Annotated in this window: 14 protein-coding genes; 1 reads left to right on the top strand and 13 read right to left on the bottom strand. The window is 66.8% G+C overall.

Annotated elements, in window-relative coordinates; genetic code table 11:
• Positions 1–297 precede the first annotated feature (297 nt).
• The 8 genes from AC5W54_RS22080 to pilB all read right to left on the bottom strand — a co-directional run bounded on the left by AC5W54_RS22080 (position 298) and on the right by pilB (position 6,625).
• Positions 298–1,200 (bottom strand): DNA replication terminus site-binding protein, encoded by a 903-nt coding sequence (locus tag AC5W54_RS22080; RefSeq protein WP_495964250.1) that lies wholly within the window; start codon positions 1,198–1,200, stop codon positions 298–300.
• On the bottom strand, positions 1,197–1,403 hold the full coding sequence (gene yacG, locus AC5W54_RS22075; protein ID WP_495964249.1) for a DNA gyrase inhibitor YacG: 207 nt from the start codon (positions 1,401–1,403) through the stop codon (positions 1,197–1,199). Before yacG ends, AC5W54_RS22080 begins: the two co-directional genes overlap by 4 nt.
• Positions 1,404–1,471: 68 nt before the next feature.
• Positions 1,472–2,086: a dephospho-CoA kinase gene (coaE, locus tag AC5W54_RS22070; RefSeq protein ID WP_495964248.1), complete on the bottom strand. Its 615-nt coding sequence runs from the start codon at positions 2,084–2,086 to the stop codon at positions 1,472–1,474.
• 86 nt (positions 2,087–2,172) lie between these two features.
• Positions 2,173–3,021: a prepilin peptidase gene (locus tag AC5W54_RS22065; protein WP_495964247.1), complete on the bottom strand. Its 849-nt coding sequence runs from the start codon at positions 3,019–3,021 to the stop codon at positions 2,173–2,175.
• Positions 3,022–3,038: 17 nt separating this feature from the next.
• Positions 3,039–3,230, bottom strand: a complete 192-nt coding sequence (locus AC5W54_RS22060; protein ID WP_421413011.1) for a DUF2283 domain-containing protein — start codon at positions 3,228–3,230, stop codon at positions 3,039–3,041.
• A gap of 2 nt (positions 3,231–3,232) precedes the next feature.
• Positions 3,233–3,487, bottom strand: coding sequence for a DUF4258 domain-containing protein (locus AC5W54_RS22055; protein ID WP_495964246.1), 255 nt, complete (start codon positions 3,485–3,487; stop codon positions 3,233–3,235).
• A 9-nt stretch (positions 3,488–3,496) separates the two neighbouring features.
• Positions 3,497–4,729, bottom strand: a complete 1,233-nt coding sequence (locus AC5W54_RS22050) for a type II secretion system F family protein (protein ID WP_495964245.1) — start codon at positions 4,727–4,729, stop codon at positions 3,497–3,499.
• A 117-nt stretch (positions 4,730–4,846) separates the two neighbouring features.
• On the bottom strand, positions 4,847–6,625 hold the full coding sequence (gene pilB, locus AC5W54_RS22045) for a type IV-A pilus assembly ATPase PilB (RefSeq protein WP_495964253.1): 1,779 nt from the start codon (positions 6,623–6,625) through the stop codon (positions 4,847–4,849).
• A gap of 374 nt (positions 6,626–6,999) precedes the next feature.
• Here pilB and AC5W54_RS22040 point away from each other — a divergent pair, with 374 nt between their 5' ends.
• Entirely contained in the window at positions 7,000–7,464 is a 465-nt protein-coding gene (locus AC5W54_RS22040; RefSeq protein WP_495964244.1) for a pilin, read from the top strand.
• 860 nt (positions 7,465–8,324) lie between these two features.
• Here the strand turns inward: AC5W54_RS22040 and AC5W54_RS22035 are convergent.
• From AC5W54_RS22035 to AC5W54_RS22015, 5 genes are all read right to left on the bottom strand, one after another.
• A complete protein-coding gene (locus AC5W54_RS22035) occupies positions 8,325–8,627 on the bottom strand; it encodes a HigA family addiction module antitoxin (RefSeq protein WP_495964252.1) in 303 nt (100 codons plus the stop codon).
• A 1-nt stretch (position 8,628) separates the two neighbouring features.
• Positions 8,629–8,916: a type II toxin-antitoxin system RelE/ParE family toxin gene (locus AC5W54_RS22030; RefSeq protein ID WP_495964251.1), complete on the bottom strand. Its 288-nt coding sequence runs from the start codon at positions 8,914–8,916 to the stop codon at positions 8,629–8,631.
• The gene (locus AC5W54_RS22025; protein ID WP_421413021.1) at positions 8,913–9,191 is read right to left on the bottom strand and encodes a CopG family ribbon-helix-helix protein; all 279 of its coding nucleotides are present in this window, start codon (positions 9,189–9,191) and stop codon (positions 8,913–8,915) included. The genes AC5W54_RS22030 and AC5W54_RS22025 overlap by 4 nt, the downstream gene beginning before the upstream one ends.
• 116 nt (positions 9,192–9,307) lie before the next feature.
• A complete protein-coding gene (locus AC5W54_RS22020) occupies positions 9,308–10,009 on the bottom strand; it encodes a transposase (RefSeq protein WP_495964243.1) in 702 nt (233 codons plus the stop codon).
• A gap of 131 nt (positions 10,010–10,140) precedes the next feature.
• Positions 10,141–10,323, bottom strand: coding sequence for a hypothetical protein (locus tag AC5W54_RS22015; protein WP_495964242.1), 183 nt, complete (start codon positions 10,321–10,323; stop codon positions 10,141–10,143).
• Positions 10,324–10,634: the final 311 nt, after the last annotated feature.

Below are 10,634 nucleotides of genomic sequence, written 5' to 3'. Positions count from 1 at the left end.
CCGAAGCCTGGCGGAAGGCGAGCCAATCACGATGCTGAAACCATCGACTGGAGAGCCGTGTGCGGGAGAACCGCACGCACGGTTCGGAGGGCGGGGAGGCTAAGCCTTCCCGACCCCTATCAGGGAGGTAAATCCCCGCCTTGGGGGGAGCTTGGCTCCACAGGGAGGTAAATCCCTGCCTTGTGGGAGCTTGGCTCCATAGGGTGGTAGATTCCCTGCTTGTGGGAGCTTGGCTCCGCCGAGCGATTGGCGCCGCCAGGCGCCCCGGCGGTGACCGCCAACACCGCTCCGCGGCGCTCAGCGATAGCGGAACACCCGCAGGCTCGGCAGGAAGGGCTCGTCCTCGAGGCGTTCGTCGCGGCGCCGGGCCCGGGTGCGGTGCTCCGGGGGCGTCGGCGGCGGCAGGTTGTGGTCGGGCAGGCGGCCGTCGGGGGAGGGCACGAACAGCGGCAGGGCGACGTTCATCGCCCGGCGCGACCGGCCATCCTCCAGCGGTTCGCGGAAGAACAGGTTAGCCCGCATCAGCGGCGCCTGGCGTTGCACCTGGGCCAGCGGCTCGCCGTCCGGAATGCCGGCCAGCTTGCGCAACTGGATTCGCACGTGGGGCGCCTCCGCGTCCAGCCGGAGCAGCTTCTGCTCGGCCTCGCGCACGCTGAGTCGCTTGATCGAGCGCCCGCTCGAGTACCAGGCCAGGCGCACCCGCGCCACCGGCGCCTCGGCCACCGGAATCGCCCGCCAGCACTGCTTGAGATGCAGCCGCGCCAGCCCCCGGCCGCGCAGGTGATCGTGCAGCGCCGGGTGGCGGAAGGGCAGCACCGTCTTGATCTCGGGGATCAGGCTGGGCACCTGCTCGCGAATCTGGGCGAGCAGGCGGGCGAACGACGCCTTGGCCGCGTTCACCTCGGCGACCCGGGCCAGCAGTGCCTCGCCGGCCGCCACCAGCCCCACATGGGTCCGCGTCGACCGGCCGTCCTGGCCATCGTGGTACCAGAAATCGAGCAGCGCCCGGCGCAGCCACGCCTCGCTCGCCGGCTCCGCACCGAACGCCCAACCCACGCCCGGGGCCCGGTGATAGGCGTCGAGCAGTGCCTCGGTGCGCAGGACCAGGGTATCGAAGGCCGCCTCCAGTTCCGCCAGCAGGCGATACTCCGGCCGGTGAAAGCCCGGCGCGGGCGGCGGGTGCTGGCGTCCGCCGGTCACTGCAGGCCACCGTCCCGGTCGGCCTGGGCCAGCATGGCGTCGATATCCATCTCGTCCATGGCCGGCTCGCCGGCGATGCGATGCGACTCGTCGGCCCAGGCGCCCAGGTCCAGCAGCCGGCAGCGCTCGCTGCAGAAGGGGCGGTAGGGGTTGTCCTCGCTCCACACCACCATCTTGCGGCACTGCGGGCAGGCGATTTTCATCGGACGCTTCGTTTGCTGCGGCTTCATGACGCTCATTCTCGGTGTGGGTCTCGGATTCGGGGTTCGGGTCATGGCTCCCGAGGAGAGCCTGCCAGGTTTCGGTAGCGCCGGTCCAGTTCGGCAACCCGGGCGACCAGGGCCCGCTCGTCCCCTCCATTGTCGATCACGTCGTCGGCGCGGGCCAGGCGTTCGGCGCGCGGCATCTGCGCGGCCACGATGGCCCGGGCCTGGGCCTCGTCGACATCGTCACGGGCGGCGGTGCGCGCGATCTGCAGCGACTCGGGCACGTCGATCACCAGGGTGCGCTCGACCAGGCGGTGCTGGCCCGACTCGAACAGCAGCGGCGAGACCAGCAGCACATAGGGGGCACCCCCGGCCTGCAGCCGTTCCAGGTGGGCATGCAGCCGCTCGCGGATGCGCGGATGGGTCACCGACTCCAGCCAGCGCCGCTCGGCGGGGTCGGCGAAGACGATCTCGCGCAGCGCCCGGCGGTCCAGGCGGCCATCCTCGAGCAGCACCCGCTCGCCGTGGCGCGCGGCGATCTCCGCCAGCGCCGGCTCGCCGGGCTCGACCACCTCCCGGGCCACGTCGTCGGCATCCACCCAGGGAATGCCCAGCGCCGCGAAGGCCCTGGCCACCGTCGACTTTCCCGAAGCGATCCCCCCCGTCACGCCGATGATCAAGCTAAGTCCCCCTTGGGGTCAGACCCCAAAATTTACTTAAGGGTCAGACCCCTAAATTCGCTTAGGGGTCTGACCCCGAAGCGTGGTTAACCGAGCAGGCCGAGGTAGGCGGCCATCAGCGGTTCGCCGGCGAGCAGGGCGATCCAGCCGGCCACCACCAGGTAGGGGCCGAAGGGCATCGGCGCGCCGCGCAGCCGCGGGATCGCCAGTTGCATCAGCACGCCGACCACGGCGCCGGCGCCGGCCGAGAGGATCAGCACCAGCGGCAGGCTCTGCCAGCCGAGCCAGGCGCCCAGGGCGGCGAGCAGCTTGAAGTCACCGTAGCCCATGCCCTCCTTGCCGGTCACCAGCTTGAACAGCCAGTAGAAGCTCCACAGCGACAGGTAGCCGGCCATGGCGCCGATCACCGCCGAGGGGAGCATCAGCGGCTGGAACAGCAGCTGGTAGGCGAGCCCGGCCCACAGCAGCGGCAGGGTGAGCAGGTCGGGCAGCAGCTGGGTGCGCAGGTCGATCACCGCCATCGCCAGCAGCGTCAGGCAGGCGCCGAGCAGGAACAGCCCCTGCCAGGTGGCGCCGAAGAGCGCCACCACCGCCAGGCTGAGCGCGCCGCCGGCGAGCTCCACCAGCGGGTATTGCGGGCTGATGCGCGCCTGGCAGCTGGCGCAGCGCCCGCGGCGCTTGAACCAGCCGAGCAGCGGGATGTTGTCGTGCCAGGCGATGGGGGCCTCGCAGGCGGGGCAGATCGAGCGCGGCGTCACCAGGTTGAAGCGCGGGGTCTGCTCTTCCGGCAGCTCGAGCGCCTCGCGGGCCTCGGCCCGCCAGCCCTGCATCAGCATCACCGGCAACCGCACGATCACCACGTTGAGGAAGCTGCCCAGGCAGAGGCCGACGACGGCGGCCAGCGGCCAGAGCAGGGAAGAGGGGAGATCGAGCAAGAGAGTATCCTTACGGGTCAGGCAGCTTCGCTCTTGAGTAGCGGCCAGGCACCTTGTTTCGAGGCCTCGAGAATGACCACCTCCACGATGGTGCCATCCGCGGCGTAGCTGATATGGGTGTTCCAGTCCTGGGAGACTTCCTTTGTAATCGGCTTGTCTGCCAGGTGAAGCACCAGGATATCGTCGGCTTCGTCGTAGGTCGTACGCATCGTCACTCCTCCCACTGGAAATGATGCATGACGGTTTTTACGACCAGTCTATCCTCCAGGATCACAGCCGCACAGATCAGGTTGTGATGGCGGTCCGACATTTCCTTGGCCAGCCAAAGCCGAATGTCGTCCTTGTAACGGGTAATGCCAGTTTCAAGAAGTTCGGAAAGCGTTGCCTCGGATATGCGTCGCTCGGCCATGCGCTCACGAGCATGGCGAGTGACATGGACGTCCAGGCCGAAGCGTTGGCTGTGCATGGTCAGCCCTCAGATCACGCTGCCCAGCTCGAAGATCGGCAGGTACATCGAGATCACCAGGCCGCCGACCAGCACCCCGAGCACCACGATGATGAAGGGCTCGAGCAGCGAGGTGAGGGTATCGACCTTGTTGTCGACCTCCTCCTCGTAGTAGTCGGCCACGCGGTTGAGCATGGCGTCGAGCGCGCCTGACTCCTCGCCGATGCCGACCATCTGCACGGCGAGCGGCGGGAACTGCTCGGTCAGGCGCATGGCGAAGTGCAGCTGCTGGCCGGTGGCCACGTCCTCGCGGACCTGCTCGATGGCGCGCTCGTAGACCTTGTTGCCCGAGGCGCCGGCGGCGGTGGTCAGCGCCTCCACCAGCGGCACCCCGGCGCCGAAGGTGGTGGCCAGGGTGCGCGAGTAACGCGCCACCGACGACTTGTCGAGGATATCGCCGATCACCGGGACCTTCAGCGACAGGGCGTGCATGCGGTAGGCGAACGCCTCGGAGCGCTTCATGCCGGCGCGGATGAAGAAGACGACGCCCGCCACGCCGAGCACTGCCCACCACCAGTACTGCTGGGCGAACTCGGACATGGCGATGGTCATGCGGGTCATCGCCGGCAGTTCGGCGCCGAAGCCGTGGAACAGGCTCTCGAACTGCGGCACCACCTTGATCAGCAGCAGCGCGGTCACGCCGAAGCCCACCGCGATCACCGCCGCCGGGTACCACAGCGCCTTCTTGACCCGCCCCTTGAGCGACTCGATCTTCTCCTTGTAGGCCGCCACCCGCTCGAGCATGCGGTCGAGCGAGCCCGACTGCTCGCCGGCCTCGACCAGGTTGGCGAACAGCCGGTCGAAGTACTGGGGGTGGCGCCTGAGCGCCTCGGAGAAGCTCGAGCCCGCCGCCACGTCGTTCATCAGCTCCTGCACCAGGGCGCTCATCGCCGGCTTCTTGAGGCTCTCGGCGACCACCTGGAAGGCCTGCAGCACCGGCACCCCGGCGCGGATCATGGTCGCCATCTGGCGGGCGAAGAGCATGATGTCGCGGGGCTTGATCTTGCCCATGCCGCCGCCGAACCCGCCCTTGCGGCGTACGGTCTTGACCATGATGTTCTGGCCGGAGAGCTCCTTCTCCACCTCGGCCTTCTTCGCCGCGATGATCTCACCGCTGACCTTGCGGCCGTTGGGTCCCTTGCCGCTCCAGCGCCAGCGATAGAGCTTGATCTTCTCCGGCGCTCGCATCGTGCGTGTGGCCATGAATGAATCCCTGCTTGTTTGCTATGCGTAGTATTAGTTATATGTCGGGGCGTGGTCATTGGTGCCGCCGATGTGTATCGATTTGGTGTGGTGAGTTTACGAAGTGTTGGGGCCTCCTCAGTCCTTGGTCACACGGTTCACCTCGGCCAGGCTGGTCAGCCCCTGCATCACCTTCAGCAGGCCGCTGCGGCGCAGGTCGGGGTGGCCCTCTTCGCGGGCCAGGCGGTCGAAGTCGATCGAGTCGCCCCGCTTCATGATCAGCTGGCTCATGGCATTCGAGATCGGCACCACCTCGTAGATCCCCACCCGGCCCTTGAAGCCCTGGGTGCAGTGCTTGCAGCCCACCGGCTCATAGATGGTGGCGCGGTCGACCTCCTCGGCGGCGACGCCCTGCTGCAGCAGCACCTCGCGGGGGATGGCGGCCGGCTGCTTGCAGTGGCCGCACAGCCTGCGCGCCAGGCGCTGGGCGATGATCAGGCTCACCGAGCTGGCGATGTTGAACGGCGCCACCCCCATGTTGGCCAGGCGGGTGAGGGTCTCGGCCGCCGAGTTGGTGTGCACCGTCGAGAGCACCAGGTGGCCGGTCTGCGACGCCTTCACCGCGATCTCGGCGGTCTCCAGGTCGCGGATCTCGCCGACCATCACCACGTCGGGGTCCTGGCGCAGGAAGGCGCGCAGGGCGCTGGCGAAGTCCAGCCCGATCTTGGGCAGCACATTGACCTGGTTGACCCCCGGCACCTTGATCTCCACCGGGTCCTCGGCGGTGCAGATGTTGCGCTCCACCTGGTTGAGCAGGTTGATGCCGGTATACAGGGTCACCGTCTTGCCGCTGCCGGTGGGGCCGGTGACCAGGATCATGCCCTGGGGCTGGTCGAGCACCGCCTCGTACATGGCGCGCTGCTCGGGCGTGAAGCCGAGCTGCTCGATGCCGAGCTGGGCCGTGGCGGGGTCGAGGATCCGCAGCACCACCTTCTCGCCGTACACCGTGGGCAGCGAGTTGACGCGGAAGTCGATCGAGCGGCTGCGCGAGAGCTTGAGCTTGATGGCGCCGTCCTGGGGCAGGCGGCGCTCGGAGATGTCGAGCCGCGACATCACCTTGAGCCGCGCGGCGATGCGCGCGCGCATGGCGAAGGGCGGGTGGGCCACGTCGTGGAGGATGCCGTCGATGCGAAAGCGTACCCGGTAGCTGGTCTCGTAGGGCTCGAAGTGGATGTCCGAGGCGCCGCGGCGGATGGCGTCGAGCAGGATCTTGTTGACGAACTTGATGATCGGCGCGTCGTCGCCGGCCTCGGCGGTGACCGACTGGGCATCGATCGCCTCGCTCTCCTCCTCGCCGTAGGCGAGCTCGCCGATGGCATCGTCGACCCCCTTGAGCTCGTCGAGCATGTTGTGCTCGCTCTGGGAGAGGTAGTTCTCCAGCGCCGGGCCGAGCTGGTCGACCGGCGCCAGCACCCCCTCGGGGGTGAGGCCGGTGGCGAACTGCAGCTCGTCGAGCTGGGCCAGCGTCGAGGGGAAGGGCACCGCCACCGTCAGCCGATGGCCGTGGCGCACCAGCGGCAGCACCTTGAGCCGGCGCAGGATCTTCTCCGGGAAGTCGCCGGCCGGCGGCAGGCCGTCGGCGCGCAGGGCGTCGAGGTCCATGATCGGCAGGCCGTACTCCCAGGCCGCGGTCAGGGTGGCCTGGCGGGCCGGCACCAGGCCGGACTCGATCACGTGCTCGAGCAGCGACATCTCGGCCTCGCGCGCCTCCTGCTCGGCGCGCACCGCGGCGGGCTCGGAGAGCAGGCCATCCTTCACCAGCCGCCGCGACAGGCCACGCAGGCCGTCGGCACCGGTCATCCCGTGCCCGCCGCCGGCCAGCGGCGACTCACTGGGTTCGGCCACGGGCGGTGACATCTCGGGGGCAGGGGAGCGGTAATCGTTCATGGCGCCTCGCGGGTGCAGCAAGAATGACATCACCCACGATTCTAGCCCTACGAGACTGGCCGCGCCCAGCGAATCGCCGTGTCCATTCAACCTTTTTATGTCGTTTGCCGCTGGTTTGGCTGGGTCGGCCGGTATGAGAGGGGTCAAGATTGTCCTTGCAAGGTTGCCATCTGTAATTTAATGTAAGCACTAGGGGGTGGCCACCGGGCAGGGTGGCTGGCCCGCAAGTGGCGGTGGCGGCACGGGGGCGACCCCGCGCCGCCACCCAACGCCAATCCCGCACGGGCTGCAGAAGAAGGCAACGGCCAGACCGGCCACGGCGGACAGGAGCAAGGGGCAGGGCGATGAAGCGACAAGACATGCAGAGCATGAAAAATGTGAAGACCGGGCAGGGCGGCTTTACCCTGATCGAGCTGCTGATCGTGGTGGCGATCGTGGGTATACTTGCAGCTATCGCAGTACCTCAATACCAAAGTTACACAGCGCGGGCACAAATGTCAGAAGCGCTGACATTAGCTAGTGGTGCAAGAACAGCTGTGGCAGAAACTTATCAATCCAATGGTGCTTGGCCTGCTGATAATGCTGCTGCTGGTTTGGAGGCTGCCGGAGATATTAATGGAACCTATGTCAACCAAGTGGCTTTAGGTGAAAATGGAGCTATTGTGGCTACGCTGCGTGCAGCGGCTCCTGTAGCAACAGCTATCCAGAGCGCAACTTTGACGCTTACGCCAACGGATGAAGGTGGTTCGATCTCGTGGGATTGTACTAGCAGTGTTGGTGATAATTTAGTTCCTGCTGCTTGTAGATAAAGGGGGCTAATGAGGGACAGACCCTGGCGGATCCCCAGGGTAATGAGGGACAGACCCCCATTTCCCGCCTAGCATGACCCAGCGGCCGGCAGCGATGCCGGCCGCTGGCGGTTGTGCGCCAGGCATGGCGCTCGGTAGTCGGGCGCCAGCGTCGGCAGCGCCATGGGGTCAGACCCCGGCGGCGGCGAATCCGCCCGCAAGGCGCACCATGACGGGCTTCGTGACTTGGCTGGGGTCTGACCCCATGGGGCGACCTCGGCGCCTGCCTTGACGCCAAAGTCGCCAATGGCCGGGGTCAGCGGGCAGGGCTAATGAGGGACAGACCCCGGATAATGAGGGACAGACCCCCATTTCCCGCCTAGGGGGTAATGAGGGACAGACCCCCATTTCCCGCGGGTAATGAGGGACAGACCCCCATTTCCCACCTGGTCTGAAGTACCACCAGAGGCTAATGAGGGACAGACCCCCATTTCCGGCTAATGAGGGACACGGCTAATGAGGGACAGACCCCCATTTCCCGCCTAGCATGATCCAGCGGCCGGCTTAATGCCGGCCGTTGGCGTTGTGCGCCAGGCATGGCGCTCCCGGGGTAATGAGGGACAGACCCCCATTTACCGCATTTCGCGATACGCGATAATGAGGGACAGACCCCCATTTCCCGCCTAGCATGACCCAGCGGCCGGCTTAATGCCGGCCGCTGGCGTTGTGCGCCAGGCATGGCGCTCGGTAGTCGGGCGGCAGCGTTGGCAGCGCCATGGGGCAGGCCTCGGCGGCTGCCTTGATGCCAAGGCCGCCAATGGCCGTCGCCAGCGGGCAAGGAGGCACAGGCCCCGTTCTCGCTCATTGCTTGAATCCAGGATTCAAGAGGCCAGTCGCTGGACCTCGGGCTGTTCGCTGTGCTCGGCTTGCCAGAGGTCATAGGCGGTCTGCATCGCGAGCCAATGCCGCGCAGTGCCTGCGCCGGCGCGTTCGAGGCGCACGGCCAGGTCCGGCGAGATGGCAGCATGCCCGTGGACGACCCGCGAAAGGGCGACCCGAGACATGCCGAGGCGTCGGGCGGTCTCTGCGACCGAGATACCCAACGCTTCGATGACATCCTCGCGCAGCATCTCGCCCGGGTGCGGGGGGTTGGGGGCTAATCGGGGACAGACCCCATTTCTGATGTCAGTACCCGGCTTCTTTCTGATGACGGACGGCGAGGATTACGGCCTTCTGCCCATCGAGGCGGTATAATGCGATATAGCCGTCACAGCCGAAGTCGATCGGCCATTCGCGATATTCCGGTTCAAGCTCTTCAACGAGCCGCCCCGGGTGGGGTTGGTGTGCCAGAATCCCGATTCCGGCGCGGATTGCCTTCACGGCTCGGCGGGCGGCATCGGGGTTCTGGTGTGAGAGGAAACGATAGAGCCGTTGTACATCGGACAGGGCCTGTGGTGTCCACTCAAGGTTCACTTGTGGCAAGCGGGAATCTCCACATCCTCGCCGGCTTCAAGCCTTGCCAGCCAGGCGTCGGCGTCCTCCTGGGTCAGGTGCAGGCCGGTTCGCTGATATTCCTCCCAGGCGCGGAGGGCGTCCTGCTTGAACGACTCGCGCTTCTCCTCCCGCGCGACATACTCGGCAATCGCCTCACGCATGATCCAGTGGGTTGTGCGCCGACGGGCCTTGGCAAGCTGCTGCACTCGACCTTTCAACTCGTCATCCAGCTTGATGGACGTCGGGGTTGCCATATTGGCCTCCGCATCATGGGGGTAATACCTTTGACTACTATAGATGACGCACTCTCCCCGGGTCGAGGAGGGGTAATGAGGGACAGACCCCCATTTCTCGGTTGGCGTTGTGGCGGTCAATCCTCGGGCGGTGGCTTGGGTTTACGACCGGGTGTGCCGCGTACGGTACGCCGATCCAGCAACTCGGCGACCTGGCGCTGGAAGCGTTCCGTGCCGAGTACCAGGCCGCTGTGGGTGACCTGGCGGATCTGGTCGACCATGCCGGGCACCAGGTGCTGGCGAAACAGTTCGCGATAGGCGTTGCACCGCTGGTCGTCGGTGGGGCCGAGCGACGCGTAGGCGCGGTGAGGGGTGACGATGGGATCGATGCCACCTTGGGCGTTGGCCGCATAGCTGGACCAGCGATACTCGGCCGGGTGGGGCACCATGCCGGCGCGGACCGGGTTGAGCTCGATATAGGCGTGGCAGGCCAGCAGATAGGCGGTTTCGCCCACCAGGCAGGAGCGGAAGCGTCCCTCGAACAGGGTGCCTGTGCGGCGGTAGCGCCGATTGAAGCGCTGCACATAGCGCTGTCCGAGCCGTTTCATCATGGCGCTGACCGCCTCGGGGTCGCATCGGGCGGTGGCCAGCAGGTGCACATGGTTGGTCATCAGCACATAGGCGTGCACATCGACGGCGCAGGCACGGCTGATGTCGCCCAGCAGCTCCAGGTAGGCCAGGCAATCCTCTGTGTCGGCAAAGCAAACGCTGCGGTTGTTGCCCCGTTGCACGAGATGGAGGGGCGTATCTGGCAGCAGCAGTCGGGCACGGCGAACCACGGCGGCCTCCTGTCAGCATTACAACTTCAGCCTAGCGCTGCCGGTGGCACAGGGGTCGTAGGATAAAAGCCACATCTGGTGTGCGAGATTGCGGGAGGGGTAATGAGCGGCAGACCCCGGTACAGGACCCTCTAGAGATAGAACCGCGGCAGGCGCCGGGTGCGGCGCTGCCGGGCCCGGCGTTCGGCGGCGGTGCGGGGCGTGTCCCAAATGGTCAGGAAGCGCTCGGTGGCCACAGCGGCCGGGCGCGTGGCGTCGCGCCGGGCGTGGCCGACGGCCTGGTGCCAGAGGGCGGCAAAGCTGGGAATGCTCATGGGCGAAGCCTCGGATCGTGGTTCGATGGCCGTATTCTACCATGGTCGATACGACCTTGGTCGAATGTCGAGCGAACAGGGACACGATGCGGGTCGACCGCCAGCGTTGGGGCGCCAGGTTATTCCCGCGGATACCTCGACGATGGCAGCGCGTTCGCCGGAGAAGGCGCCGTGGCCAGCCCCTATGGGTCAGACCCTGACCCATCCCCACGAACTACCCACTGGCTTGTCCCTCCGCTTCCTGGCGCATGAGCCGTATCAGCCCGTCCGTTCGGCCCACCGGACATCGCGCCAGGATGGCTTCGCAGCCG

This window comes from Halomonas sp. LMYGS-3, assembly GCF_059509875.1.
This window is presented reverse-complemented; position numbering and strand designations above follow the sequence as displayed.

Bases quoted from the DNA above. Each gene is read 5' to 3' on its own strand.
- yacG (WP_495964249.1), bottom strand. From the start codon at position 1,403: ATGAAAATCGCCTGCCCGCAGTGCCGCAAGATGGTGGTGTGGAGCGAG.
- AC5W54_RS22060 (WP_421413011.1), bottom strand. From the start codon at position 3,230: ATGCGTACGACCTACGACGAAGCCGACGATATCCTGGTGCTTCACCTG.
- AC5W54_RS22055 (WP_495964246.1), bottom strand. From the start codon at position 3,487: ATGCACAGCCAACGCTTCGGCCTGGACGTCCATGTCACTCGCCATGCT.
- AC5W54_RS22050 (WP_495964245.1), bottom strand. From the start codon at position 4,729: ATGGCCACACGCACGATGCGAGCGCCGGAGAAGATCAAGCTCTATCGC.
- pilB (WP_495964253.1), bottom strand. From the start codon at position 6,625: ATGTCACCGCCCGTGGCCGAACCCAGTGAGTCGCCGCTGGCCGGCGGC.
- AC5W54_RS22040 (WP_495964244.1), top strand. From the start codon at position 7,000: ATGAAGCGACAAGACATGCAGAGCATGAAAAATGTGAAGACCGGGCAG.
- AC5W54_RS22025 (WP_421413021.1), bottom strand. From the start codon at position 9,191: ATGGCAACCCCGACGTCCATCAAGCTGGATGACGAGTTGAAAGGTCGA.
- AC5W54_RS22015 (WP_495964242.1), bottom strand. From the start codon at position 10,323: ATGAGCATTCCCAGCTTTGCCGCCCTCTGGCACCAGGCCGTCGGCCAC.